Below are 25,650 nucleotides of genomic sequence, written 5' to 3'. Positions count from 1 at the left end.
CTGCAAGACCTGCGCAAGCACTTCGTAGGACGCGCTCCGCTTCACGTCGCGACGGATAACGTCCGCAAGCCTTGTACAACAAGGCTCATAGCCTGGCGGTCATTCTCACCGCTACGCCAATGATGCGACAGTCGGCACCGCACTCGATCATTTTGTACGCAGGATTCAAGGGCTTCAGGTAACGCGTGCCGCCGTCCTCGACCAGCTTTTTGAAGGTCGCCTCGTTGCTGGCGGGCAGCTTGGCGATAACGAGCTTGCCGGGCTGCACGTCGGCTTCTGTATCAACCAGAATCATCATCCCCTCTGGCACGCTGACGCCAGTGGGCGCAGTCATCGAGTCACCCTTGACCTCCAGCCAGAACGCCGGGCCCTTGGAGTCGTAATCGGAGATTTCATAGCGATCGGAAAAACCGTCGGGGTAAGGTTCGACGGCTTCCTCCCAGGAACCTGCCGACACCCAGCTGATTACCGGATAACGAAAGGACATGTTGGGTTGATCGATCAGAGCAACGTTGGCGTCAAAGGGGGTTTCCTTTTCAGGCCCTTCGCCAATCGCCAGCCATTCGGCACGAAAGCCCGTGGCCCGCGCCAGTGCATAGAGGTTTTCTGGCCGCAGGCTTTTGCTTTCGCCGCTGATCCATTGAGTGACGGCAGAATTGGCAACGCCGCACTGTGCGGCAATTTCCCCTTTCTTCATGCCGCTGGCGGCAATTGCCCTGGCAATACGCTCTTGTCGGGTCATAAGGTTGGCTCTGCGCATGAAAATACAAAGACGCTGAAAAACGCCCGAAGAAATAAGCATACTTAAATTTGCAATCATATGTGAATCGAAATATGCCGATACTGCTTCGTCCCGATTTGCTGGATAATGCTCGCCAGATTTATTTGCGGAGTAAAACCGATGAACCAGCAAGCCCTTGTTCATGGCCCCGATTGCAACCACGACCATGATCACGATCATCACGACCACCAGCATGGCCATGTGCACGGTCCGAACTGCGGGCACGCCCACCAGGAACCGGTGCGCAACACCCTGAAAGATGTGGGTCGCAACGATCCTTGCCCGTGCGGCAGCGACAAGAAATTCAAGAAGTGCCACGGCGCGTAAAGCGTTGAGCGTTCTTCTGACGGCCTGCATAAGCAGGCCGTTTTCATTTGCGCGCATCTTCAAACGCGGCGGAACAAGAGGCGTGTGGCCAGCTTCTGCAAAATCCTGAAATAAACTCGCCCTCCCCGCTTGCGCGCTGACGGCCTGCTCTCTAACGTAGCGACTTTTGTACGTTACCCCTCCAGGAGCTTGCCCATGGCCTCGCCAGCCCTTCGTCATTTTCTACCCCGATTCGGCGCTGCCGCCGCTGCGGCGAGTTTCCTGAGCCTTGCCGGCTGCCAGTTGGGCGGCGGTGATCCCGAGACCGTACTGCCTGCTTCCGGGACGTTCCCGCTCAAAGGGCTGGCGCAAAACGTTTCCGTGCGCCGCAACAACATGGGCATGCCGCTGATAGAAAGCAGTACGTACCACGATGCGCTGTTCACCCTCGGATACATCCATGCCGGTGATCGCATCGGTCAGATGCTCGGAATGCGCCTGCTTGCGCAGGGCCGTTTGTCGGAAATGGCCGGGGCGGACGCGCTGGAAGTCGACCGTTTGATGCGCTCGGTCAACCTCAAGCAAAACGCCAGCGACCTGTATAACGCCGCCTCGCCTCGCGTGAAGCGCTTCTTCGACGTTTATGCGCGCGGCGTTAACGCTTACCTGTTCCGCTACCGCGACAAGCTGCCGGCCGATGTCGCCAGTTCGGGCTACAAGCCGGAATACTGGAAACCGGAAGACTCGGCGCTGATCTTCAGCCTGCTCAATTTCAGCCTGTCGGTGAACCTGCAGGAAGAGCTTTCGGCACTGGTGCTGGCGCAGAAAGTCGGGGCAGACAAACTTGCCTGGCTGCTGCCGACCTACCCTGACGAAGAACTGCCATTTGCCGAAGCCGACAAGCTCAAGGGCCTGAACCTGAATAATCAGGTCAACGACCTGAGCGACCTGAACAAGATCGCCTTGCAGCTCTCGGACCTGAACATGCTGGGTGTTGCAGCCTCCAGCAACTGGGCCATCGCGCCGCAACGCAGCCGAAGCGGCAAGAGCCTGCTGGCCAGCGACATGCAACTGCCTGCCGGGCTCAACTCCGCCTGGAGCTTCGTGCAGATCCGGGCACCGAAATATCAGGTGTCCGGTGTTTCCATCGCAGGCTTGCCGCTGGTCCTGAGCGGTTTCAACGGCAAGCTGGCGTGGAGCATGAGCAACGTCAAGGGCGACAACCAGGACCTGTTTCTGGAGAAGATCAAGCGCGAAGGCAACCGCGTCTCTTATATGGCTGACGGCAAATGGCTGCCTGCCACTGCCCATCAGGAGACCTTTCTCGTCAAAGGCGGTAGCCCGCTTCGCGAAACCGTATACGAAACCCGCCACGGCGCGCTGCTCAACGCATCCGCAACGCCACCGGGCAATGGCTTGAGCCTGGCGCTGCAAGTGCCGAACTTCAAGGACGACAAGAGCCTGGACGCATTCTTTGATCTGTCCCGCGCACCTAACGTCGAGAAGGCTTTCGACACCAGCCGCGAGATTCGTGCGATTACCCTGAACATGATCTTCGCCGATGCCTCGAATATTGGCTGGCAGGTCACCGGCCGCTTCCCGAACCGTCGTGAAGGCCAGGGCCTGCTGCCTTCGCCGGGCTGGGATGGCAAATACGACTGGGACGGTTTCGCCGACTCAATGCTCCATCCTTACGACCAGGACCCGCGTCAGGGCTGGCTCGCGGCGGCCAACCAGCGCACCATTCCGAAAGGCTACGGCATGCAGCTCTCCAACTCGTGGGGCTACCCGGAGCGCGCCGAGCGCATTGCCGAGCTGGCCAACAACGGCAAGCAGGACCTGCGCAGCACCGTCGCCATGCAGTACGACCAGACCACGACATTCGCGGCCAAACTCAAGACCATGTTCCAGGCACCGGGCATGAGCAAGCCGCTCAAGCAGGCTATCGACGCCCTGCCGGAAGCGGATCGCAACAAGGCCCGCGAAGCGTTCACGCGCCTGATGGCATTTGATGGCAAGCTCAGCGCAACGTCGGCTGACGCTGCGCTGTACGAGCTGTTTCTGCAGGAAAGCGCCAAACAGATTTTCCTTGATGAGCTAGGCCCGGAAACCAGTCCTGCCTGGCAGGCGCTGGTGGCCAACGCCAGCTCGTCGTATTCGCCGCAAGCCGACCATTTGCTGGGCCGTGATGACAGCCCTTACTGGGATGACGTCAAAACTCCGCAGAAAGAAGACAAGCCAGCCATCCTGGCGCGCAGTCTGGCGGCTGCTGTCACCAGTGGCGACAGCCTGTTGGGCAGCGATCACAAGGCCTGGCAATGGGGCAAACTGCACCGCGACAACTGGACCTCGACCAGCCCGCTCGCCAAACAGTTGGGTGGCGGCGAGTTCAATCGCGGTGCCTCACCGGCAGGTGGTGACCACAGCACGCTGAACGTGTCCGGTTTCGAGTGGGGTAAAGGTTTCGATACACACGTGGCCCCCGGCCTGCGCATGATCGTCGACTTCAGCCTTGTCGAGCCTATGACCGGCCTGATCAGCACCGGCCAGTCCGGCAACCCGGCCAGCCCGTATTACGCCAACAGCATCGAGCCGTGGCAGAAGGGGCAATACATGTCGATCCCGCTGCAACAGCAGAACTATGAGAAGGGCTACGGCAAGCAACGCCTGACACTGACGCCGGGCAAGTAGGCGCCGAAAACCGGACGCGGAGCGTCCAGAACGGCGTACCCACGCGGAGCATGGGCACGATAGTGTTCTCCCGAACGCCTATAGTTCCGAATGCTCCAGCGGGAATAGCCACGCGGAGCAGGCTCCCGAACGCCTATCCTTCCGAATGCTCCAGCGGCAATATCCCGAACGCCTATCGTTCCCACGCTCCGCGTGGTAATGCATTTCGTGACGCTCCGCGTCACACCGTTCTGCGATTCAGTGAGATTCAGGCTCGACTTGAGTCACCTTTTCGCCCCTCGGCGACCTACTTTGATGGGGCCAAAGTAGGCAAATCCCCTCGCTCCTGTTTCCGGCCCGACTTCGTCGGGTTCCTTCGCCCTGACACTGATCCGGGGGTCGCCGCAACGGGCCATCCATGGCCCGGTGCGGCTAGCCTGGCGTCCTGCCAGGCTACCCCCGGATCAGCGCCAGGACTCAGCCGTCACTAACGTCGCACTCTGCGTCGTCAGTGCCATCGTGATAAAAAAGCGCTTTTATGCACAACAGTGCTCTCCAGAACATCATCTCCATACCAGAGCATGGTGACGGTAGCGACCTGTTTTCTCGTACACATGTCGCGACTCACGCTCCGTAGCGCACGCAAACTCCCCGAACTTCCCGCCCTGCCCCGGCTCATAGCTAACAAGCCCATCCATACGGTTGCCTCATGGATCTTGTCGTTGCTCGTCCCGAAGGTTTGTACTGCCCACCCGGTGATTTCTATATCGACCCGTGGCGCCCGGTCGAACGGGCCGTCATTACCCATGCGCATGGCGACCACGCCCGTACCGGCAATCAGCATTATCTGTCGGCGGCCAGTGGCGAGGGCATTCTGCGTTCGCGCCTTGGCCAGGACATCAACCTGCAGACTCTGGAATACGGCGAAACCATCACTCATCACGGGGTGAAACTCAGCCTGCACCCGGCTGGGCATGTGTTGGGGTCGGCGCAGGTGCGGCTGGAGTACCAAGGCGAAGTCTGGGTGGCTTCCGGGGATTACAAAGTCGAACCCGACGGCACGTGTGCGGCGTTCGAACCGGTGCGCTGTCACACCTTTATTACCGAATCGACCTTCGGCCTGCCGATCTATCGCTGGGCACCGCAGTCGCAGATTTTCGAAGGCATCAACCAGTGGTGGCGTGGCAATGCGGCCCAAGGCAAGGCCAGCGTGCTGTTCGCCTACTCGTTCGGCAAGGCGCAACGCATTCTGCATGGCATTGATTCGCAGATCGGGCCGATTCTGGTGCATGGCGCTGTCGAGCCGTTGAACCGGGTCTATCGCGAAGGTGGCATTCGTATTCCGGAAACCCAATACGCTGGCGATTTCAAAAAGACCGATCCGGCCCTGCGTCAGGCGTTGATTCTCGCCCCGCCCTCGGCCGGTGGCAGCAGCTGGATGAAGCGCTTCGGCGAATACAGCGATGCGTTTGCCAGCGGCTGGATGATGCTGCGCGGCACGCGACGTCGGCGTGGCGTGGATCGCGGCTTTGTGCTATCCGATCACGCTGACTGGCCGGGCTTGCTGTGGGCCATCGAGCAGACCGGTGCCGAGCGGGTCATGGTCACCCACGGTTCGGTCGGCATATTAGTGCGCTATCTGCGCGAACTGGGGCTGGATGCGCAAGGCTTCAGCACCGAATACGGCGATGAAGAAGACAGCAATCCGGCGACGGCAGAGCCTGAGGCGGTAACTGCGGGGGAGGCTCAGTCATGAAAGCCTTCGCGGAGCTCTACGCACAACTGGACGCAACCACATCGAGCAACGCCAAACTCGCCGCGATGCGTGACTATTTCGAGAAAGCGGCTGCAGAGGATGCTGCCTGGGCTGTGTACTTCCTGTCCGGTGGTCGCCCCAGGCAACTGGTGCCGACCCGCGTGTTGCGCGAGCAGGCAATGACACTGGCAAATCTGCCGGAGTGGCTGTTCGAAGAAAGCTATCAGGCGGTCGGTGATCTGGCGGAGACCTTGTCATTGTTGCTGCCCCAGGCCGATCACAGCAATGACGAGGGCCTGGCCACCTGGATGGAAGACAAGCTGCTGCCGTTGCGCGGCCTGCCGCCCGAAGAGCTGGCAGAACGCCTGCCGATGTTCTGGTCGCAACTGGACCGCAGCAGCCTGATGGTCTGTATCAAGCTGATCACCGGCAGCTTCCGCGTCGGCGTGTCCAAGCTGCTGGTGACGCGCGCACTGGCTGCGCTGGCGGACATCGACAGTAAGCGCGTCGCCCAAAGGCTGGTGGGCTATACCGACCTGTCGCATCGGCCCAGCGCAGAGCGTTACCTGAAACTGATCGCGCCTGAATCCGAAGATGAGCACGCACAACGTGGCGGTCAGCCTTATCCGTTTTTTCTTGCCCATTCCCTGCAACAGCCCGCAGATCAGTTCGAGGAGTTGCTCGGGGCGGCCGAGAACTGGCAGGTGGAATGGAAGTGGGACGGTATTCGCGCACAACTGGTCAAACGTGACGGACGCTTGTGGATCTGGTCGCGTGGCGAAGAGCTGGTCACCGACCGTTTTCCCGAGCTGCACAGCCTGACGCAGTGCCTGCCTGACGGCACGGTAATCGACGGCGAAATCGTCGTCTGGAAAGCTCCCGACCCAAGCCCCGATGGCAGCGCTGAATTTGCGTTGAACGGTGATGCCACCACAGCGTTACCTTCGGTTCAGCCCTTCGCCCTGTTGCAACAGAGGATTGGCCGCAAGACACTCGGCAAGAAGATCCTCGCCGACGTTCCCGTGGTAGTGCTGGCCTATGACCTGCTTGAATGGCAAGGCGATGACTGGCGCAGCCGGCCGCAACATGAACGTCGCACGCAACTGGAAACCTTGATCGAAAGCGTCCAGAGCGAGGTGCTGATGCCCTCCCCGGTACTCACTGGCAAGGATTGGCTTGATCTGGCGACGCAACGTGAAGCCTCTCGCAGTCTGGGCGTCGAGGGCATGATGCTCAAGGCCCGCGACTCGCTGTACGGCGTCGGTCGCACCAAGGACATGGGCGTGTGGTGGAAATGGAAAATCGACCCGTTCAGTGTCGATGCCGTGCTGATCTACGCGCAACGCGGCCACGGCCGACGTGCCAGTCTGTACAGCGACTACACCTTTGCGGTGTGGGACGGCCCGCCCGACGCCAGTGAGCGCACGCTGGTGCCATTCGCCAAAGCCTACTCAGGGCTGACCGACGAGGAAATGCGTAAGGTCGACGCCATCGTTCGTAAAACCACCGTGGAAAAATTCGGCCCGGTGAGCAGCGTCACGCCGACGCTGGTATTCGAACTGGGCTTTGAAGGCATTGCCTTGTCAAAGCGCCACAAGAGCGGCATTGCGGTGCGCTTCCCGCGCATGTTGCGCTGGCGGCAGGACAAGCCGGTGGCCGAAGCCGACAGCCTGGCGTCATTACAGGACCTGCTGAACTGACGCACCGAAAAAGTGCACGTAAATTGACGTGCACCTTTTTGAAACACGGCCTGCCACCAGGGTTTGCCTGCCCGCAACAACCGTTCTCTTTCGTTACCATTCTGCCGCTCGCCGCGAGCCTGATGGGGGTGTGGTTTAAGTCACAGAGAACAACATCCCGCCCATAAACATGCCAAGGCGGCAGATTGCCAGCCATTTATACGAAATAGCGACAACGCCTTACATTTCAAACGCACGTTCATCGCTCTGGTTCGGAAATTGCTACCTTCTGCCAGTCTGGCACTTGCCGGTAGCAAGCTTCGCGTGTTCCCAACGCCCCATTTAAGGTTTTAAGGACTGAACAATGAAAAAAGCATGGCTGACTCTTTCTGCACTGGCTCTGTGCCTCGCCGCCGGTAATACGATGGCCAAGGAATACAAGGAACTGCGCTTCGGCGTTGATCCGTCCTATGCGCCGTTTGAATCCAAAGCCGCCGACGGCAGCCTGGTCGGCTTCGATATCGATCTGGGCAACGCGATCTGCAAAGAGCTGAAGGTCACCTGCAAATGGGTTGAAAGCGATTTCGACGGCATGATTCCCGGCCTCAAGGCACGCAAGTTCGACGGCGTGATTTCCTCGATGACCGTGACCCCTGCTCGCGAAAAAGTCATCGACTTCTCCAACGAACTGTTCTCCGGCCCTACTTCGCTGGTGTACAAGAAAGGTGCAGGCTTTACCGCCGACCCGGCCAGCCTGAAAGGCAAGACCGTTGGCTATGAGCAAGGCACTATCCAGGAAGCCTACGCCAAGGCCGTACTGGACAAGGCCGGTGTATCCACCAAGGCCTACGCCAACCAGGATCAGGTTTACGCCGACCTGACTTCCGGTCGTCTGGACGCTTCGATCCAGGACATGCTGCAAGCCGAACTGGGTTTCCTGAAATCGCCAGCCGGTGCTGATTACGAAGTCAGCAAGCCTATCGACAGCGAATTGCTGCCAGCCAAAACCGCCATCGGCATCGCCAAGGGCAACAAAGAGCTGAAAGCGCTGCTGGATAAAGGCATCAAAGCGATGCACGACGACGGCACCTACGCCGAGATCCAGAAAAAGCATTTTGGCGACCTGAACCTGTACAGCGGCAAATAACACCCCGACGCCCATCGATTTCGGCGATGATTCGCCGCCCAATCGATGGGCGTCTCTGTTTTTGAAAGCAAGGCCTATCCATGCTCGATGCACTCATGCAAAACCTGGGACTCTCGGCGTTCAGCCTGAAGGGCTTTGGCCCGCTGTTGCTGGAAGGCACCTGGATGACCATCAAACTGGCTGTGCTGTCCCTCGCACTGAGCATCCTGCTCGGGCTGATCGGGGCAAGTGCCAAACTGTCGAGCTCGGCGCTGCTGCGCGTGCCGGCACAAATTTATACAACACTGATCCGCGGTATCCCGGATCTGGTGTTGATGCTGTTGATTTTCTACAGCCTGCAAACATGGCTGACCATGCTCACCGACGCGATGGAATGGGAATACATCGAGATCAACCCGTTTGGCGCGGGTGTCATCACTTTGGGCTTCATTTATGGGGCATATTTCACCGAGACGTTTCGCGGCGCGATTCTGTCCGTGCCTCGCGGTCAGGTGGAAGCAGCGACGGCCTATGGACTGAAACGCGGCCAGCGATTTCGCTACGTTGTGTTCCCGCAAATGATGCGTTACGCACTGCCGGGGATCGGCAATAACTGGCAGGTACTGCTCAAGGCTACGGCGCTGGTATCGATCATCGGCCTGGCTGATCTGGTCAAGGCCTCGCAGGACGCCGGCAAAAGTACCTATCAGTTGTTCTACTTTCTGGTGTTGGCGGCATTGATCTACCTGCTGATCACCAGCGCCTCGAACTTCGCCCTGCGTTGGGCTGAACGGCACTATGCCGCAGGCAGCCGGGAGGCACAGCGATGATCGAATTGTTACAGGAATACTGGAAACCCTTCCTTTATACAGACGGCGTAAATATCACTGGGCTGGCCATGACCATGTGGCTGCTCAGCGCCTCTATCGCCATCGGCTTCTGCGTGTCGATCCCGCTGTCGATTGCACGGGTGTCGAAAAACCGCTGGGTACGCTGGCCAGTGCAGTTCTACACCTACCTGTTTCGCGGCACGCCCCTCTATATACAGTTGCTGATTTGCTACACCGGCATTTACAGCATTGCTGCGGTGCGTGAACAGCCGATGCTGGATGCGTTTTTTCGCGATGCGATGAACTGCACAATCCTGGCCTTCACCCTGAACACCTGTGCGTACACCACAGAGATTTTTGCCGGCGCGATCCGCAGCATGGCCCACGGCGAAGTCGAAGCGGCCAAAGCCTACGGTCTGACCGGCTGGAAGCTTTACGCCTACGTGATCATGCCGTCGGTGCTGCGCCGGTCGCTGCCGTACTACAGCAATGAAGTGATCCTGATGCTGCACTCGACCACGGTGGCCTTTACCGCCACGGTGCCGGACATATTGAAAGTGGCGCGGGATGCCAACTCTGCCACTTTCATGACCTTCCAGTCCTTCGGTATCGCCGCCGTCATGTACCTGACCGTGACGTTCATTCTGGTCGGGCTGTTCCGCCTTGCCGAACGCCGCTGGCTGGCCTTTCTCGGCCCGGCCCATTAATCAGGACTGAACATGCACCATCACACCCATGACTTGCTGTCGCCAGTGCCAGGCACTGCCCGGCAGGTCCACAGCTTTCACTACGGCCCGCAAAACGGTTCCGGCAAGGTTTATATTCAGGCTTCGCTGCATGCGGACGAACTGCCGGGCATGCTGGTTGCCTGGTATCTGAAGCAGCGTCTGGCAGAACTGGAAAGTGCTGGTCGCCTGCTGGGTGAAGTCGTCGTGGTGCCGGTCGCCAACCCGATTGGTCTGGAACAGGTCCTGATGGACACACCTTTGGGCCGCTACGAGCTGGAAAGCGGCCAGAATTTCAATCGTTGGTTCAGCGACCTTGGCGCGCAGGTCGGCGATGATATCGAAGCCCGGCTGACTGCTGATGCAGAGCACAACGCCGCACTGGTGCGGGACAGCCTGAGAGCGGCGCTGGATGCCGTACCCGCAAACACCCAATTGCAATCGCTGCGCCTGACCCTGCAGCGCCTGGCTTGCGATGCCGACATGGTGCTGGACCTGCACTGTGATTTCGAATCGGTCGAGCATCTGTACACCACGCCCGAAGCCTGGCCGAAAGTCGAGCCGTTGTCGCGCTACCTGGGCGCGCAAGCCAGCCTGCTGGCGACCGACTCGGGTGGCCAGTCGTTCGACGAATGCTTCACGCTGGTCTGGTGGCAATTGCAGCAACGCTTCGGTGAGCGCTTTCCGATCCCCATGGGCAGCTTCTCGGTGACACTGGAGTTGCGCGGGCAAGGCGATGTAAACCATGCCCTCGCCAGCCGTGACTGTCAGGCCATCATTCATTACCTGATCGACGCTGGCATCATCGACGGCGAACGCCAGCCGCTGCCCGAACTGCTCTACCCCGCCACGCCATTGGCAGCGGTCGAACCGGTGACTACGCCGGTCGGCGGCCTGCTGGTGTTCTGCGCGATGCCCGGCGAACACGTCGAGGCTGGCCAACTGATTGCCGAGGTCATCGACCCGATCAGCGACACCGTGGCCTGCATCCATGCCTTGAACGCTGGCCTGCTGTACGCCCGCTCGCTGCGCCGCATGGCGACTGCCGGCATGGTCATTGCGCACATCGCTGGCACCCAGGCCTATCGCAGCGGCTATCTACTTTCTCCTTGAGGACCTGTCATGTACAAACTGACCATCGATGGCCTGCACAAAAGCTATGGCGACAACAAAGTGCTCAAAGGCGTATCGCTCAAGGCCAGCAGCGGTGACGTGATCTGCCTGATCGGCGCCAGTGGCTCCGGCAAGAGCACCTTTCTGCGCTGCATCAACTTTCTCGAACAGCCCAATGACGGGGCAATGAGCCTGGATGGCAAGCAAGTGCGCATGGTCAGCGACAAGGACGGCATGCGCGTTGCCGACGCGGATGAACTGCAGCGCATCCGCACGCGGCTGGCGATGGTGTTTCAGCACTTCAACCTGTGGGCGCACATGACCGTGCTGGAAAACATCACCATGGCGCCGCGCCGCGTACTGGGCGTGCCAAAGGCCGAAGCCGAGGCCCGCGCGCGCAAGTACCTGGAAAAGGTCGGGCTGCCGGAGCGTGTCGCCGATCAGTACCCGGCGTTCCTGTCGGGCGGCCAGCAACAGCGCGTGGCCATTGCCCGTGCGCTGGCAATGGAGCCGGAAATCATGCTGTTCGACGAACCTACCTCGGCACTGGACCCGGAACTGGTCGGTGAAGTGCTGAAGGTCATTCAGGGCCTGGCCGAGGAAGGCCGGACCATGATTCTGGTGACACACGAGATGGGCTTTGCGCGCAAGGTTGCGAGCCAGGTGGTGTTCCTGCACCAAGGCCAGATCGAAGAATCCGGCCACCCGGACGAGGTGCTCAACAATCCGAAAAGCGAGCGCTTGCAGCAGTTTTTGAGTGGCAATCTGAAGTAGCGCTTTTTGGGTATGAAGCCGGAAACGCCTGGTAACCGGAACTGAAATATCCACGACTATAGTCCCCACTCCAGCGTGGGGATGCAGTGCTAGAGGCTCTGCGTCGCCAGGAGGACGCGGAGCGTCCGGAAAGGCATGCGACGCGGAGCGACGCACGATATTGAGATCATCGTTCCTACGCTCCAGCGTGGGGATGCAGGTCTCGACGCTCTGCGTCGCCAGGAGGACGCGGAGCGTCCGGAAAGGCATGCGACGCGGAGCGACGCACGATATTGAGATCATCGTTCCTACGCTCCAGCGTGGGGATGCAGGTCTCGACGCTCTGCGTCGCCAGGAGGACGCGGAGCGTCCGGAAAGGCATGCGACGCGGAGCGACGCACGATATTGAGATCATCGTTCCTACGCTCCAGCGCGGGGATGCAGGTCTCAACGCTCTGCGTCGCCAAGAGGACGCAGAGTGTCCGGAAAGGCATGCGACGCGGAGCGACGCACGATATTGAGATCATCGTTCCTACGCTCCAGCGCGGGGATGCAGGTCTCGACGCTCTGCGTCGCCATGAGGACGCGGAGCGTCCGGAAAGGCATGCGACGCGGAGCGACGCACGATATTGAGATCATCGTTCCTACGCTCCAGCGTGGGAATGCAGGTCTCGACGCTCTGCGTCGCCAGGAGGACGCGGAGCGTCCGGAAAGGCATGCGACGCGGAGCGGCGCACGATATTGAGATCATCGTTCCGCACGCTCCAGCGTGGGAATGCAGGTCTCGACGCTCTGCGTCGCCATGAGGACGCAGAGCGTCCGGAAACGCATGCGACGCGCAGCGCCGCACGATCGTTGAGATTCCGCATGCTCCAGCCATATAACCATTTAAAACTATTACCCTTTCTTCGCTGTCTCTGACTTAACGCCACTCAGAGCACACGCAAACGGATGAGCAGACCCACCGATTTCGCTCGACGATGGTTTCTCGCCCGGGGCTGGAAGCCGTTCGCTTTTCAGAAGGAGGTCTGGGCGGCGGTGAAGAAGGGTGAGTCCGGCCTGCTGCATGCCAGTACCGGCTCGGGCAAGACCTACGCCGTATGGTTCGCCGCGCTCAACCGCTTCGCCAAAGCCAATACGCTCACCGCTGACAACAAACCTCGTAAACGCAAACCGCCCGCTGAACCGCTGAGTGTCCTGTGGATCACGCCCATGCGCGCCTTGGCCGCCGATACCGCCAGAGCCCTCGAAGCACCATTGGCCGAACTGGATATCCCGTGGTCGGTGGGCTTGCGCACCGGCGATACCAGCGGCAGCGAACGCGCCCGCCAGAGCCGGCGGCTGCCCTCAGCGCTGATCACCACCCCAGAGAGCCTGACACTGCTGCTGACCCGTGCCGACGCTCAGGTTGCCTTGTCGACACTGAAAATGGTGGTGGTGGACGAATGGCACGAGCTGATCGGCAACAAGCGCGGCGTGCAGTTGCAACTGGCCCTGGCGCGCCTGAGGCGCTGGAATCCGCAACTGATCGTATGGGGCATTTCCGCGACGCTGGGTAATCAGCAACATGCGCAGCAGGTGCTGATCGGCGACGGCGGCGTGACCGTGCAAGGCAAGATCGTCAAGGACTTACAGGTCGATACGCTGTTGCCGCCTTCCATCGAACGCTTCCCGTGGGCCGGGCATATGGGCTTGCGCATGTTGCCGCAGGTCGTCACCGAGGTGGACAGCAGCGCCAGTTGCCTGGTGTTCACCAACACACGGGCACAATCGGAAATCTGGTATCAGGCGCTACTGGAAGCCCGCCCCGACTGGGCCGGGTTGATTGCCCTGCATCACGGGTCGCTGGCGCGAGAGGTCCGAGACTGGGTCGAGCGCGCGTTAAAAGAAGGCGCACTCAAGGCTGTGGTGTGCACCTCCAGTCTGGACCTGGGCGTGGACTTTCTGCCGGTCGAGCGCGTGCTGCAAATCGGCTCGCCAAAAGGCGTCGCACGCCTGATGCAACGTGCCGGACGCTCAGGCCATGCGCCGGGCCGCCCTTCGCGTGTCACGCTGGTGCCTACCCACAGCCTGGAACTGGTCGAAGCAGCCGCCGCCCACGACGCCGTCGCCGCGCGGATGATCGAGCCACGCGAATCGCCGCAACAGCCGCTGGACGTTCTGGTCCAGCATCTGGTCAGCATCGCACTGGGCGGTGGCTTCCTGCCCGATGAACTGCTGACCGAAGTGCGCAGCGCCTGGGCCTATCGAGACCTCAGCGACGAGCAATGGCAATGGGCGCTGGCCTTTGTGCGCAACGGCGGTCACTCACTGACGGCCTACCCCGATTACCGCCGCGCCGAACCGGATGAACAGGGTGTCTGGCGTGTACCCGATGCGCGTCTTGCCAGGCGACACCGCATGAGCGTCGGCACCATCGTCAGCGAAGCTACCGTTAACCTGAAATACTGGAAAAAAGGCGGCGGGGGCGGCTCGTTGGGCAGTGTTGAAGAAGGTTTCATCGCCCGGCTCAAGCCTGGTGACGGCTTTCTGTTCGGCGGGCGCCTGCTGGAGCTGGTCCGAGTGGAAAACATGACCGCCTACGTCAAGCGAGCTACTGGCAAGAAAGCCGCCGTGCCACGCTGGAACGGTGGGCGAATGCCCCTGTCCAGCGAACTGGCAGACGCCGTGGTGGAGAAGTTCGATGCGGCGGCGCGGGGTGAATTCACCAGCCCTGAAATGCAAGCCATCAAACCCTTGCTGGAAGTGCAGCAACAATGGTCCGGGCTACCGCAACGTGACACGCTGCTGGCTGAAACCCTTAAATCCCGTGAAGGCTGGCACCTGTTCCTCTACCCGTTCGCCGGTCGTCATGTGCATTTGGGGCTGGGCAGCCTGCTGGCCTGGCGCCTGAGCCGGCATCGGCCGCTGACCTTTTCCATCGCCGTCAACGACTATGGGCTGGAACTGCTCAGCGCCAGCGAGATTGACTGGGCCCAGGCGTTGCGGGCTGACCTGTTCAGCGAGACGGATCTTTTGGCCGACATTATTGCCAGCCTGAATGCGGGCGAACTGGCACTGCGGCGCTTTCGCGAAATCGCTCGCATTTCGGGGCTGGTGTTTTCCGGCTACCCGGGAGCGGCGAAAAGCAATCGACAGCTTCAGGCATCGAGCGGGCTGTTTTTTGAGGTATTCAAGCAATACGACGCTGGCAACATGCTGCTGACGCAGGCCGAACAGGAAGTGCTACGCCAGGAGCTGGATCTGCAGCGTCTGGAGCTGACATTACGCCAGATCAACAGTCGCAGGCTGGACCTGCATGCGATAAAACGCGCAACCCCGCTGGCGTTTCCACTGCTGGTCGAGCGCTTTCGCGAAAGTCTCAGTTCGGAAAAACTCGCTGACCGCATTGCGCGCATGGTCCGTGATCTGGAGAAAGCCGCAGGTCCGGAGCATGAGCAATGAAGCCGTACGTCGCGATAACACTGGCGGGAGAAGAGCTGTGGCTGCTGGCCGACAAGGCCATCTACTACCCCGCAGAACGATCCTTGCTGATTGCCGATGCGCACTTTGGCAAGGCAGCGGCCTACCGCAAGTTGGGTCAACCAGTGCCACACGGCACCACTCAAGCCAATCTGCGACGACTGGACAGCCTGCTCGATGCGTATGCCTGCGATCATCTGATCTTTCTGGGCGACTTTCTGCACGCGCCGGAATCACACGCAGCGGGCACGCTCGCGGCACTGGAACAATGGCGGGGCGAACACCCAGCGTTGCGCATCACCCTGATCCGCGGTAACCATGACAAACGGGCGGGCGACCCGCCCGCCTATCTGGGCATAGATGTAGTTCCCGAACCCCTGACGCTGGGGCCCTTTGCCTTGCAACACGAGCCTGACCCACACCCTCAATTGCACGTACTGGCCGGGCACGTTCACCCGGTTTACCGGCTGCATGGGCGTGGCAGGCAAAGCTTGCGACTGGCGTGCTTCTACCTGGGCCAAAGCGTCAGCCTGCTGCCAGCGTTCGGTGAGTTTACGGGCGGGTTTCAGATTCGTCCGGCGCAGGACTGCTCAGTCTATGTGGCAGGCGGTGATGCCGTGTGGCGAGTGGTATAGCGTCGCTAGCCGCCGCATACGAGGCCCTGCCCCTCACAAGGAGAAGCAGGGAACTGGTAATCAGGCAACCGGCGCAGGTGGCGGCTCGTCAGGAACAGTAGGTCCACCTGGCTCAGTGGGCTCCGGATAGGGAGTATCTGGCCCTGGATCACCCGGAATGCCACCACCGACCACATTAAGCTCGGGAAGCAGATCCGAATGAGCCATCAATGACCAGGCAAGCAACCCGATCTCGTTAAGCGGAGATTGAACCTGTTCAGAGATTTTGAAAGTAGTCTTCATAGGGCACTCCAGATCAAAGGCCGTCGCACATATCGATTATGCGAAAGCATGTGAGCAGATAGAGTGCGAAATAGAGTATTAATTCAATTCCACTAATCACCTGACCGGCAAATCAGGTACGTGGCAGGGTGACGCCACGCTGGCCCTGGTATTTGCCGCCTCGATCCTTGTAGGACACTTCACATTCCTCATCGGACTCGAGGAACAGCATCTGTGCCACGCCTTCGTTGGCGTAGATCTTGGCCGGCAATGTCGTGGTGTTGGAGAACTCCAGCGTCACATGGCCTTCCCACTCTGGCTCAAGCGGCGTGACGTTGACGATAATGCCGCAGCGCGCATAGGTGCTTTTGCCCAGGCAGATGGTCAGAACGTTACGCGGAATGCGGAAATATTCGACGGTGCGTGCCAGCGCGAACGAGTTGGGGGGGATGATGCATACGTCGCTCTTGATATCGACGAAGCTTTTTTCATCAAAGTTTTTCGGATCGACAGTGGCCGAATTGATGTTGGTAAACACCTTGAATTCGTCTGCGCAACGCACGTCGTAGCCGTAGCTGGACACGCCGAAGGAGATCACCCTGTCAGCTCCTTCGCCACGTACCTGGCGCTCGACAAAGGGCTCGATCATCCCGTGTTCCTGCGCCATGCGGCGAATCCACTTGTCCGATTTGATGCTCATGGCGGTGTCCTGAATAGCGAGGTAAAAAAGATATCCGGCATCTTACCGGGCCGGGGCCGACGGTTCAAAGGCAACAGATAGCGAGTTTGTGTGACGAGCCGGGCTCTTTCGCTACGAATGGAAATAATCATCAACAGACCATTGGCACGTTCGGAAAAAAGGGTTAAGGTGGCGTCACTGTGTTGCTTGTGTCACTGAGAATCTCTACACGATGTTGAATTTCGATCCAACCATCTCCATGAATTTTCCAGCTCTTTGCACTCAGTCTCGGCCAGGGCTCTTCCTACGCCGCAGTTAACTTTGTCCAAGGAGATATACTATGTCCAATCGCCAAACTGGTACCGTTAAGTGGTTCAACGATGAAAAAGGCTTCGGCTTCATCACTCCACAATCCGGTGACGACCTGTTCGTGCACTTCAAAGCTATCCAATCCGACGGCTTCAAAAGCCTGAAAGAAGGCCAACAGGTTTCTTTCATCGCTACCCGCGGTCAGAAAGGCATGCAAGCTGAAGAAGTTCAAGTTATCTAACTTGTACTGATTCGCTTAAAAACCCCGCCCTTAAAAGCGGGGTTTTTTATTGCCTGTCGTTTGAGCATTTGCGTACCCATTAAGCCACGCATAAGCCTGACCGAGAGACGTCAATTGGCTGCGCCTCCCCGCCAGAGCACCGCTACAGAATCAATCGTCGCTGACAGAAATGGTCGGCATCGCCGGGCTTGCAGCTTCCTGCAAGACGATTCGTGCGCCCACGTGACGTGCCAGCTCCTGATACACCATCGCAATCTGACTTTCCGGCTCGGCAATAGCGGTAGGCTTGCCGCCATCTGCCTGCTCGCGAATCAGCATCGACAACGGCAGTGATGCCAGCAGCTCGACGTTGTACTGCGACGCCAGCTTCTCACCGCCGCCCTCACCAAATAGATGCTCCGCATGGCCACAATTGGAGCAGATGTGTACCGCCATGTTTTCCACAACGCCCAGCACCGGGATGTTGACCTTGCGGAACATCTCGACACCCTTCTTCGCATCCAGCAAGGCCAGATCCTGAGGCGTGGTGACAATCACGGCACCGGCAACCGGGACCTTCTGCGCTAGCGTCAACTGGATATCGCCCGTGCCGGGCGGCATGTCGATAACCAGATAGTCCAGATCATTCCAGGCAGTCTGCGTGACCAGTTGCAGCAACGCCCCTGACACCATCGGCCCGCGCCAGACCATAGGCGTGTTGTCATCGGTCAGAAACGCCATCGACATCACGTCAATGCCATGAGCCTGGACCGGCACGAACCACTTCTGATCCTTGATCTTCGGCCGTGTGCCTTCAGCAATACCGAACATCACACCCTGACTCGGCCCATAGATATCAGCATCGAGAATACCGACCCGTGCGCCCTCGCGAGACAGTGCCAATGCCAGATTGGCCGCCGTGGTGGACTTGCCGACACCGCCCTTGCCCGACGCAACGGCCACGATGTTTTTCACATTGGCCAGACCGGGGATCTGGCTCTGTGCCTTGTGCGCGCTGATCACGCTTTTAATGGCAACCGTGGCCGAGCTGACGCCGTCCAGGTTCTCGATGGCGGTTTTCAGCACTTGCGCCCAGCCGTTCCTGAACAGGTCGGCGGCATAGCCCAGTTCGAGTTGCACGCTGACCTGTGCACCCTGGATATCGATGGACCGCACGCAACCGGCACTGACCGGGTCCTGATTCAGATAAGGGTCGGTGTACTGGCGAAGAATCGTCTCCACCGCTGCGCGATTGACTGCGCTCATGGGCTTACTCCGTAAAAGACTGAGTGAAACAGCCGACTATCGTACCTGTTCTGTCCGTAGCCGACATGATTTCACTGAACCCTGCCCAACCACTCAGGAGTATTCCCACAACCGAGCGGGGTGAAAAAAATCGCTCAGACCTTTATAGTGGCCGGTCTCCGTTTCACTTCAAGTAGCCGAGCCCCATGTCCGAGCCACGCAAGATTCTCGTTACCAGCGCCCTGCCCTATGCCAATGGCTCCATCCACCTTGGCCACATGCTCGAGTACATCCAGACCGACATGTGGGTGCGCTTTCAGAAGCACCGCGGCAACCAATGCATTTATGTCTGCGCGGACGACGCTCACGGTTCGGCAATCATGCTGCGCGCTGAAAAAGAAGGCATTACGCCGGAACAGCTCATCGACAACGTCAAGGCCGAACACAGCGCCGACTTCGCCGACTTCCTGGTGGATTTCGATAATTTCCACTCGACGCACTCGGACGAAAACCGCGAGCTGTCGAGCATGATCTACACGCGCCTGCGCGACTCAGGTCATATAGCAACCCGTTCGGTGACCCAGTATTTCGACCCGGAAAAGAAAATGTTCCTGGCCGACCGCTTCATCAAAGGCACCTGCCCGAAATGTGCGGCTGAAGATCAGTACGGCGACAACTGTGAAAAGTGCGGCGCAACCTATGCTCCGACCGACCTGAAAAACCCCAAGTCGGCAATTTCCGGGACCACACCGGTACTCAAGGACTCGAAGCACTTCTTCTTCGACCTGCCTGCATTCGACGCGATGCTGAAAAGCTGGACGCGCAGCGGGACCCTGCAGGACGCCGTCGCCAACAAGATCGCCGAATGGCTGGACAGCGGCCTGCAACAGTGGGACATCTCCCGCGATGCGCCGTATTTCGGCTTTGAAATCCCCGATGAGCCAGGCAAATACTTTTACGTATGGCTGGATGCGCCGATCGGCTACATGGCCAGCTTCAAGAACCTGTGTGCACGTCGTCCGGACCTGGACTTCGACGCGTACTGGGGCAAGGGTGCGACCACCGAGCTCTATCACTTCATCGGCAAGGACATCGTCAATTTCCACGCCCTGTTCTGGCCAGCCATGCTGGAAGGTGCAGGGTTGCGCACACCGACCGGCATCAACGTTCACGGCTACCTGACCGTAAACGGACAGAAAATGTCGAAGTCACGTGGCACCTTTATCAAGGCACGCACCTACCTCGACCATCTGCCACCCGAGTACCTGCGCTATTACTACGCGTCGAAACTGGGTCGTGGCGTCGACGACCTGGATTTGAACCTCGAAGACTTCGTGCAAAAGGTCAACTCTGACCTGATCGGCAAGGTCGTGAACATCGCCAGCCGTTGTGCCGGGTTTATTCACAAAGGCAACGCCGGTGTGATGGGCGAGGCCAATGCAGCGCCCGAATTGACCGATGCATTCCTGGCGGCCGCGCCGAGCATTGCCGACGCCTACGAAGCCCGCGACTTCGCCCGCGCCATGCGTGAAACCATGGCTCTGGCGGATCGCGCCAACGCCTATATCGCTGAAAAAGCCCCGTGGGCGCTGGCCAAACAGGAAGGCAAACAGGATGAAGTCCAGGCAGTCTGCTCGCTGGGTATCAATCTGTTCCGCCAACTGGTCATTTTCCTCAAACCGGTATTGCCGAATCTGGCCGCCGACGCAGAGAAGTTTCTCAACGTCGAACCATTGACCTGGGAAGACCACAAGACCTTGCTGGGCAATCATCAGCTCAACCCGTTCTCGGCACTGATGACCCGCATAGATCCACTCAAGGTAGAAGCCATGGCTGCTGCTTCCAAGGAAGACCTGACCGCTACCGACGCTACCGCGAGCAGTGCGCCCGCCGGTAATGGCGAACTCGCCAAAGACCCGCTGTCGGCGGAAATCGACTTTGACGCTTTTGCCGCTGTAGACCTGCGCGTTGCCCTGATTCTCAAGGCCGAACATGTGGAGGGTGCCGACAAGTTGCTGCGCCTGACTCTGGACATCGGCGACGAGCAACGTAATGTCTTTTCCGGCATCAAAAGCGCCTATCCGAATCCGTCCGAGCTCGAAGGCCGTCTGACCATGATGATCGCCAACCTCAAGCCAAGGAAAATGCGTTTCGGCATTTCCGAAGGCATGGTGATGGCGGCAGGCCCTGGCGGCGAGGAGATCTATCTGCTCAGCCCGGACAGTGGTGCAAAACCCGGCCAGCGCATCAAGTAAACCCGGACAAGGCCCGGTATCCAGCCATCAGGCGGATACCGGGCCTTTGCGCATTCGCAAACCTCCCGATCTGTCCGATAATGCTGCACCCTCGATAGACAGAACACCTGTTGGTCACCTGGCAAGATCATGACTGAATTGATTCGCCTGCTTCCCGACGTGGACCTTATCCGCAGCATCGACGCCCTTCTGCCGCAGACTCAGTGCGGCAAGTGCGGCCACCCCGGCTGCAAGCCCTACGCAGAGGGCATTGCCGGCGGCGAAGCCATCAACAAATGCCCACCGGGCGGGGACGAAACAATAGCCCAACTGGCAGAGCTGCTTGCTGTTCCGGTTCTGAGGCTGGATATGGAACGCGGTGCAGCCCCTGCGCAAGTTGCGTTCATTCGCGAAGCAGAGTGCATTGGCTGCACCAAATGCATTCAGGCCTGCCCCGTGGACGCCATTGTCGGCGCTGCAAAGTTGATGCACACCGTGATTGTCGATGAGTGCACTGGCTGCGATCTGTGCGTTGCGCCATGCCCGGTAGACTGCATTGAAATGCATCCGCTGCCGCTGGCGAGTGTCACGCCCATCATAGGCGGCCTGGCACCCACCCCTGATCTGCAAAAAGCTCGTCTGCGCAAGCGTACCCACGCCCGGCTGCGTTTCGAAGCACGCAATGCACGCTTGTACCGCGAGCAACAAACCCGGCTGGCCGAGCGTATCGCCCGGTCACAGCGCGCTGAACCAAGTCGTGACGCTTTACAGTCCGCCGCCAGACACGTCCAGAACGACAAGCCTGCCACGCCGGACGAGGCCCTGAAAAAAGCCCGGATTGCCGTGGCCATGAGTCGTGCGCAGCTCAACAAGTCGCTCAAGGCTTTCGGCCATCCGCCGATTGCCGAGCAGGCCGCCAGGCTCGTGGAGTTGCAACGCGAATATGAAGCAGCCGAACAGGCACTTGCAGCGCTTCTGCAAGCACCCGCACAGACTCATCCTGAGGAAAATCTCCGCCCATGAATGCTGCAAAACGTCAGGAAATCTTTCGCAGGCTGCATGAGGACAATCCGGACCCGAAAACCGAACTGGCCTACACCACGCCTTTTGAGCTGTTGATAGCCGTTATCCTTTCTGCCCAGGCCACTGACGTGAGCGTCAATAAGGCCACGGCGAAGCTGTACCCGGTCGCCAATACGCCACAAGCCATGTATGACCTGGGCGTTGAAGGGCTGTCTGAGTACATCAAGACAATTGGCCTCTACAACAGCAAAGCCAAAAACGTAATTGAAACCTGCCGGATGCTGGTGGAGTTGCATAACAGCGAAGTACCGCAGACCCGAGAAGCGCTCGAGGCCTTACCGGGCGTAGGACGCAAGACTGCCAATGTCGTGCTCAACACCGCTTTCCGTCAGGTCGCGATGGCTGTAGACACTCACATCTTTCGCGTCAGCAACCGTACGGGCATCGCGCCAGGGAAAAATGTGGTGGAGGTCGAGAAGCAATTGATGAAATTTGTGCCCAAGAACTATCTGCTCGATGCGCACCACTGGCTGATCCTGCACGGACGCTACGTTTGCCAGGCACGCAAGCCCAGATGCGGCAGTTGCCGTATAGAAGACCTGTGCGATTACAAGGAGAAAACGTCCGACGATTGAGCCAGCCAGGTAATTGCTGCTCTGTCGATTGAAAAAATCTTTTTTACCCGCTTGTGGATTGTCGATATAAGAAGCGCCAGAGAGCCCAAGCCCTGGAGTCGACTTCATGAGCACTGACAACGAGCAACTGGACGTGGACGATGACCTTGTTGCCGTCGATACGGACGAAACCGAAACTGCGACCGTAGAGCCGGCAAAGACCAATCTGAGCAAACGACGCACCATCGACAACCTGCTTGAAGAGCGGCGCTTGCAGAAACAACTGGCCGATTACGATTTCGACTTCTAGACAAGCGCAAAACCTCGCACCGGCTTCCTGGCACCTAACGTTCTACTCTGGCATTTGAAGCCTCTCGCAGAAGAGGCTTCAATACGTGAGATGGCTGCTCGTCACTCGCTCCACACACGTGGACATCAGGCACACGCCCTTCTCAAACAGGCCGGCTACTCAGACCAGCCCGTTACGCTGGGCGAGCTCGATCAGATCGACCAGTGAATGCGCGTTGAGCTTGAGCAGCAAACGCGTTTTGTAGGTACTGACGGTTTTATTGCTCAGAAACATACCGTCTGCAATTTCCTTGTTGGTCTTGCCTCTGGCCAGTTGTTGCAGAACCATCATCTCCCTGCCGGAAAGTCGGTCAACCATGTCCGACTCGCTCGCGTTGCCCATACTGGAGCGAACAGTATGCAACGCCTGATTGGGAAAGTAGCTGTACCCCGAGAGTACCGCCTTGATAGCGCTGAGCAGCTCGGTCAGGTCCTGTTGCTTGCAGACATATCCGGCGGCCCCTGCCTGCATGCAGCGCATGGAAAAGTGGCCGGGTGCCTGAGACGTCAGAATCAGGACCTTGAACGGCAATGTCATGGCTGACAGGCGGGCAATGACCTCCAGCCCGTCGAGCTTGGGGATACCAATATCAAGAATGACGATATCAGGAAGGTGCTCACGAGCCAGTTGCAGCGCATCCACACCGTTGTCAGTCTCCGCGATGACCTCATAGCCATGACGCTCCATCAGCATGCGTACAGCAAGGCGAATGACGGGATGATCATCCACGATCAGCACTTTATTCATGGGCAGTCCATTTTTCGCTATTCGAATTTTCAGAGCCAGCACAATAACTTAGTCGTTTACTGCTTTGCATGGCGCTCACCCTTGTGGACTGACAGCCAAAGACCATTCCTACAATTACAGCAGAAACTTCCTACAAAACTCGGCAGGAACGTACATTTTTTATTAATTTTCACAGAGCCTTCCTTTTCGGAATCTGGTGATTTTTTTTTGCTGGCGGCTACGGCATAAGCATCGCAGCGCCAGTCAGTAAATGCATGCAGCAAAACCCGGCCAAACTTTTACGTTCAAAAATGACCTTGCTGCATCTGTTAAAAGTATCGCCACACTATTTTTGCATCACCGTCAGAACACGCCTGACACATGGCTTATCGCCAGCAAAAACAGTTGAAAACCCTTGAGCTGAATCATTTGAAGGCAGGCCACTACCTGTACGCCAGGAAAATGCAGGACTGCCATCAGTTTTCATCGATCTTTGTCTCGCCGCTCGCACATCGATATAGGGCGCTGGCAGGCATTACAGCCTTTATCCAGATAGCCAGCCAACTATAGAGGCCTTGCATCCGGATGCCTTACCCGAAACCCCATGATGGAAAATCAGTGAATACACACCACGCATTACATACGTAAACGGGGATTAAAAATTACACATCCATTACGGAATTTCGTACAAATATTTATTTAAGGACACACCCTACAGGTCTGAAAGAAAAGTCCTACAACGGAAGCGCACAACATAAACGCGGCCTGCCATATTGGGCTACTGTCGACAAACGCTAAATAATGGTAATCCACCGACCCTTGAACTGTCGCAAAATCTTACACACACCATAGCATAACCCTACATCATTCAAGACCATAAGTAGCTCTTTCGGCAAGTAGCAAATACCATTTTTTATTTCAGGTCCAGACACAGGGAATCGAATAGGAAACGTACTACAAAATTCACGGACGCAACATTACAACACGTAAGACTTTATAAAGAACGACACATCAATTCTTGAGACACGCCATTTTTCACTTGCAAATTTTATTACCAGTCGTTACTTTTTTAACAGAAACTTTATTATTTACTGCCATTAACTATGTGCAGCCCTATGAAACCCTATCATTAGGTAATACAGCTTTGCAGTTCATGAGCGGCGCGTTTACACGAACTCGGTGTATTACGCGAACCGGCTGAATTCAGGTGTTACGTACACGGCTCATCAGGCGAGCTGCTGCGTGACAAACACTGAGTGCCTGGCAACTCTTTTGAATGGGCTCTGTGTATAACCATGTTCAAAAAGGGACACACCATGAATACTAGATATGCGCGCACGCGCTCATCAATACCCACCGCCTCTGAGTTAATCACCGCTGTGGAAAACTTTGTTGCCAAAGGCGGTATTATTGCAGTCATACCCGATGGAGAGGTGGCAGGCGCATCAAACCCTTCCTCAACTGATACAGCGCCAACCCTGCCAGACGGGCCTGAACACGCTGGCAAGCTTGAACAACTCAAATACCTGGCCGCCAAGGGCGCAGGCTTCACAGCGCTGCAATATTCATTACGCATGAATAAAAAAGACGTTCGCCAACTGGCCACCGAAAACGGTGTGACGATCGCTGTCAGTCAGCCCATGCTCACCCCCCGCAGGGACGCCCGTCATGACACTACGGATATCGACGACGTGGTGGCCGGCCACGCCATGCATTACTCGGCGCTGGGCTATACCGCAGCCGAGATTGCCCAGGTACTGGACCTGAGCCTTCGCCAGGTATGGAATATCGGCAAAGCCTATCGATTCGAGTTCAGGCAGCAACGCGAGAGCGACACGCCCTGAGGCCAGACTCTAAAACAGGTACCGAGTGCATAAGTTTCGACAGCCACGCAGAAAGCACCAGGCCCCCTGCTTTTAACTTCGACAGCTACTGTAGGAAAAAACCAAAAGCACACCTGCGCTTTTCGCCATGAACGGTAAGAACAGATTTAATGAGTACATTGGCGGTGGTACATGATCGCCTGCACCCGGCTAAAGACTTCTTACATGACTTGCCGAAGGAAATACGCTGTCAATATCAAACGCGCACTGCAACACCGAAAACACATTGAGTGTCCGGCAGGACGGTTTCGAAACACTCATGAACAATGAG

22 protein-coding genes are annotated in these 25,650 nt (G+C 58.2%); 17 read left to right on the top strand and 5 right to left on the bottom strand.

Translation table 11 applies throughout. The annotated features are described in order from the left end of the window. Positions 1 to 85: 85 nt before the first annotated feature. Complete coding sequence (locus tag RYC18_RS03605; protein WP_029241070.1) at positions 86 to 742, bottom strand: LexA family protein; 657 nt, start codon at positions 740 to 742, stop codon at positions 86 to 88. Between the two features lie 159 nt (positions 743 to 901). Here RYC18_RS03605 and RYC18_RS03600 point away from each other — a divergent pair, with 159 nt between their 5' ends. The 11 genes from RYC18_RS03600 (at position 902) to pdeM (ending at position 15,836) form a co-directional block, all read left to right on the top strand. Then, positions 902 to 1,108 carry an SEC-C metal-binding domain-containing protein gene (locus RYC18_RS03600; RefSeq protein ID WP_032638517.1) on the top strand — a complete coding sequence of 69 codons (207 nt, stop codon included), beginning with the start codon at positions 902 to 904 and terminating at the stop codon, positions 1,106 to 1,108. Positions 1,109 to 1,303: 195 nt separating this feature from the next. After that, entirely contained in the window at positions 1,304 to 3,778 is a 2,475-nt protein-coding gene (locus tag RYC18_RS03595; protein ID WP_316883263.1) for a penicillin acylase family protein, read from the top strand. A gap of 688 nt (positions 3,779 to 4,466) precedes the next feature. Beyond that, complete coding sequence (locus tag RYC18_RS03590) at positions 4,467 to 5,513, top strand: ligase-associated DNA damage response exonuclease (RefSeq protein ID WP_005732249.1); 1,047 nt, start codon at positions 4,467 to 4,469, stop codon at positions 5,511 to 5,513. Beyond that, the gene (locus tag RYC18_RS03585; RefSeq protein WP_010200968.1) at positions 5,510 to 7,213 is read left to right on the top strand and encodes an ATP-dependent DNA ligase; all 1,704 of its coding nucleotides are present in this window, start codon (positions 5,510 to 5,512) and stop codon (positions 7,211 to 7,213) included. Before RYC18_RS03590 ends, RYC18_RS03585 begins: the two co-directional genes overlap by 4 nt. 343 nt (positions 7,214 to 7,556) lie before the next feature. Beyond that, positions 7,557 to 8,339 (top strand): transporter substrate-binding domain-containing protein, encoded by a 783-nt coding sequence (locus tag RYC18_RS03580; RefSeq protein ID WP_005779310.1) that lies wholly within the window; start codon positions 7,557 to 7,559, stop codon positions 8,337 to 8,339. 80 nt (positions 8,340 to 8,419) lie between these two features. Next, on the top strand, positions 8,420 to 9,148 hold the full coding sequence (locus RYC18_RS03575) for an ABC transporter permease (protein ID WP_002554830.1): 729 nt from the start codon (positions 8,420 to 8,422) through the stop codon (positions 9,146 to 9,148). After that, entirely contained in the window at positions 9,145 to 9,855 is a 711-nt protein-coding gene (locus RYC18_RS03570) for an ABC transporter permease (RefSeq protein WP_002554831.1), read from the top strand. The genes RYC18_RS03575 and RYC18_RS03570 overlap by 4 nt, the downstream gene beginning before the upstream one ends. A 12-nt stretch (positions 9,856 to 9,867) precedes the next feature. Further along, positions 9,868 to 10,986, top strand: a complete 1,119-nt coding sequence (locus RYC18_RS03565) for a succinylglutamate desuccinylase/aspartoacylase family protein (protein ID WP_005779308.1) — start codon at positions 9,868 to 9,870, stop codon at positions 10,984 to 10,986. Positions 10,987 to 10,995: 9 nt separating this feature from the next. Further along, on the top strand, positions 10,996 to 11,760 hold the full coding sequence (locus RYC18_RS03560; protein WP_002554833.1) for an ABC transporter ATP-binding protein: 765 nt from the start codon (positions 10,996 to 10,998) through the stop codon (positions 11,758 to 11,760). A 930-nt stretch (positions 11,761 to 12,690) separates the two neighbouring features. After that, positions 12,691 to 15,183 (top strand): ligase-associated DNA damage response DEXH box helicase, encoded by a 2,493-nt coding sequence (locus RYC18_RS03555; protein ID WP_316883242.1) that lies wholly within the window; start codon positions 12,691 to 12,693, stop codon positions 15,181 to 15,183. Further along, positions 15,180 to 15,836 carry a ligase-associated DNA damage response endonuclease PdeM gene (pdeM, locus tag RYC18_RS03550; protein WP_054077952.1) on the top strand — a complete coding sequence of 219 codons (657 nt, stop codon included), beginning with the start codon at positions 15,180 to 15,182 and terminating at the stop codon, positions 15,834 to 15,836. Before RYC18_RS03555 ends, pdeM begins: the two co-directional genes overlap by 4 nt. A 60-nt stretch (positions 15,837 to 15,896) precedes the next feature. Here the strand turns inward: pdeM and RYC18_RS03545 are convergent, their stop codons facing one another. Continuing rightward, the gene (locus tag RYC18_RS03545) at positions 15,897 to 16,118 is read right to left on the bottom strand and encodes a hypothetical protein (RefSeq protein ID WP_002554835.1); all 222 of its coding nucleotides are present in this window, start codon (positions 16,116 to 16,118) and stop codon (positions 15,897 to 15,899) included. 112 nt (positions 16,119 to 16,230) lie between these two features. Further along, positions 16,231 to 16,797, bottom strand: a complete 567-nt coding sequence (gene dcd / locus RYC18_RS03540) for a dCTP deaminase (protein ID WP_002554836.1) — start codon at positions 16,795 to 16,797, stop codon at positions 16,231 to 16,233. A gap of 319 nt (positions 16,798 to 17,116) precedes the next feature. Here dcd and RYC18_RS03535 point away from each other — a divergent pair, with 319 nt between their 5' ends. Next, positions 17,117 to 17,326: a cold-shock protein gene (locus RYC18_RS03535; protein WP_002554837.1), complete on the top strand. Its 210-nt coding sequence runs from the start codon at positions 17,117 to 17,119 to the stop codon at positions 17,324 to 17,326. Positions 17,327 to 17,476: 150 nt separating this feature from the next. Here the strand turns inward: RYC18_RS03535 and apbC are convergent, their stop codons facing one another. After that, positions 17,477 to 18,571: an iron-sulfur cluster carrier protein ApbC gene (gene apbC / locus RYC18_RS03530; RefSeq protein ID WP_004657466.1), complete on the bottom strand. Its 1,095-nt coding sequence runs from the start codon at positions 18,569 to 18,571 to the stop codon at positions 17,477 to 17,479. 185 nt (positions 18,572 to 18,756) lie between these two features. Between apbC and metG the strand changes: the two genes are divergently transcribed. From metG to RYC18_RS03510, 4 genes are all read left to right on the top strand, one after another. After that, positions 18,757 to 20,805, top strand: coding sequence for a methionine--tRNA ligase (metG, locus tag RYC18_RS03525; RefSeq protein ID WP_316883232.1), 2,049 nt, complete (start codon positions 18,757 to 18,759; stop codon positions 20,803 to 20,805). Between the two features lie 129 nt (positions 20,806 to 20,934). Then, positions 20,935 to 21,807, top strand: coding sequence for an electron transport complex subunit RsxB (rsxB, locus tag RYC18_RS03520; protein WP_005732240.1), 873 nt, complete (start codon positions 20,935 to 20,937; stop codon positions 21,805 to 21,807). Next, positions 21,804 to 22,442, top strand: coding sequence for an endonuclease III (gene nth / locus RYC18_RS03515; RefSeq protein ID WP_005779294.1), 639 nt, complete (start codon positions 21,804 to 21,806; stop codon positions 22,440 to 22,442). The genes rsxB and nth overlap by 4 nt, the downstream gene beginning before the upstream one ends. A gap of 106 nt (positions 22,443 to 22,548) precedes the next feature. Further along, a complete protein-coding gene (locus RYC18_RS03510; RefSeq protein WP_002554842.1) occupies positions 22,549 to 22,731 on the top strand; it encodes a PA3496 family putative envelope integrity protein in 183 nt (60 codons plus the stop codon). Positions 22,732 to 22,890: 159 nt separating this feature from the next. On the opposite strand, the gene RYC18_RS03505 is transcribed toward RYC18_RS03510, so the two are convergent. Further along, positions 22,891 to 23,517, bottom strand: coding sequence for a response regulator transcription factor (locus RYC18_RS03505; RefSeq protein WP_002554843.1), 627 nt, complete (start codon positions 23,515 to 23,517; stop codon positions 22,891 to 22,893). 1,295 nt (positions 23,518 to 24,812) lie between these two features. Between RYC18_RS03505 and RYC18_RS03500 the strand changes: the two genes are divergently transcribed. After that, positions 24,813 to 25,340 carry a hypothetical protein gene (locus tag RYC18_RS03500; RefSeq protein WP_316883223.1) on the top strand — a complete coding sequence of 176 codons (528 nt, stop codon included), beginning with the start codon at positions 24,813 to 24,815 and terminating at the stop codon, positions 25,338 to 25,340. The last annotated feature ends 310 nt before the right edge of the window (positions 25,341 to 25,650 follow it).

This window comes from Pseudomonas syringae group sp. 247E2, assembly GCF_032587795.1.
GTDB lineage: Bacteria > Pseudomonadota > Gammaproteobacteria > Pseudomonadales > Pseudomonadaceae > Aquipseudomonas > Aquipseudomonas amygdali.
Note: the sequence above shows the minus strand (reverse complement) of the source record. Positions and strands in the feature narration are given on the sequence as shown.

Bases quoted from the DNA above. Each gene is read 5' to 3' on its own strand.
- RYC18_RS03535 (WP_002554837.1), top strand. From the start codon at position 17,117: ATGTCCAATCGCCAAACTGGTACCGTTAAGTGGTTCAACGATGAAAAA.
- metG (WP_316883232.1), top strand. From the start codon at position 18,757: ATGTCCGAGCCACGCAAGATTCTCGTTACCAGCGCCCTGCCCTATGCC.
- RYC18_RS03560 (WP_002554833.1), top strand. From the start codon at position 10,996: ATGTACAAACTGACCATCGATGGCCTGCACAAAAGCTATGGCGACAAC.
- dcd (WP_002554836.1), bottom strand. From the start codon at position 16,797: ATGAGCATCAAATCGGACAAGTGGATTCGCCGCATGGCGCAGGAACAC.
- RYC18_RS03575 (WP_002554830.1), top strand. From the start codon at position 8,420: ATGCTCGATGCACTCATGCAAAACCTGGGACTCTCGGCGTTCAGCCTG.
- rsxB (WP_005732240.1), top strand. From the start codon at position 20,935: ATGACTGAATTGATTCGCCTGCTTCCCGACGTGGACCTTATCCGCAGC.
- RYC18_RS03585 (WP_010200968.1), top strand. From the start codon at position 5,510: ATGAAAGCCTTCGCGGAGCTCTACGCACAACTGGACGCAACCACATCG.
- RYC18_RS03555 (WP_316883242.1), top strand. From the start codon at position 12,691: ATGAGCAGACCCACCGATTTCGCTCGACGATGGTTTCTCGCCCGGGGC.
- pdeM (WP_054077952.1), top strand. From the start codon at position 15,180: ATGAAGCCGTACGTCGCGATAACACTGGCGGGAGAAGAGCTGTGGCTG.
- RYC18_RS03570 (WP_002554831.1), top strand. From the start codon at position 9,145: ATGATCGAATTGTTACAGGAATACTGGAAACCCTTCCTTTATACAGAC.
- RYC18_RS03605 (WP_029241070.1), bottom strand. From the start codon at position 742: ATGACCCGACAAGAGCGTATTGCCAGGGCAATTGCCGCCAGCGGCATG.
- apbC (WP_004657466.1), bottom strand. From the start codon at position 18,571: ATGAGCGCAGTCAATCGCGCAGCGGTGGAGACGATTCTTCGCCAGTAC.
- RYC18_RS03500 (WP_316883223.1), top strand. From the start codon at position 24,813: ATGAATACTAGATATGCGCGCACGCGCTCATCAATACCCACCGCCTCT.
- nth (WP_005779294.1), top strand. From the start codon at position 21,804: ATGAATGCTGCAAAACGTCAGGAAATCTTTCGCAGGCTGCATGAGGAC.
- RYC18_RS03510 (WP_002554842.1), top strand. From the start codon at position 22,549: ATGAGCACTGACAACGAGCAACTGGACGTGGACGATGACCTTGTTGCC.
- RYC18_RS03505 (WP_002554843.1), bottom strand. From the start codon at position 23,517: ATGAATAAAGTGCTGATCGTGGATGATCATCCCGTCATTCGCCTTGCT.
- RYC18_RS03590 (WP_005732249.1), top strand. From the start codon at position 4,467: ATGGATCTTGTCGTTGCTCGTCCCGAAGGTTTGTACTGCCCACCCGGT.
- RYC18_RS03600 (WP_032638517.1), top strand. From the start codon at position 902: ATGAACCAGCAAGCCCTTGTTCATGGCCCCGATTGCAACCACGACCAT.
- RYC18_RS03595 (WP_316883263.1), top strand. From the start codon at position 1,304: ATGGCCTCGCCAGCCCTTCGTCATTTTCTACCCCGATTCGGCGCTGCC.
- RYC18_RS03565 (WP_005779308.1), top strand. From the start codon at position 9,868: ATGCACCATCACACCCATGACTTGCTGTCGCCAGTGCCAGGCACTGCC.
- RYC18_RS03580 (WP_005779310.1), top strand. From the start codon at position 7,557: ATGAAAAAAGCATGGCTGACTCTTTCTGCACTGGCTCTGTGCCTCGCC.
- RYC18_RS03545 (WP_002554835.1), bottom strand. From the start codon at position 16,118: ATGAAGACTACTTTCAAAATCTCTGAACAGGTTCAATCTCCGCTTAAC.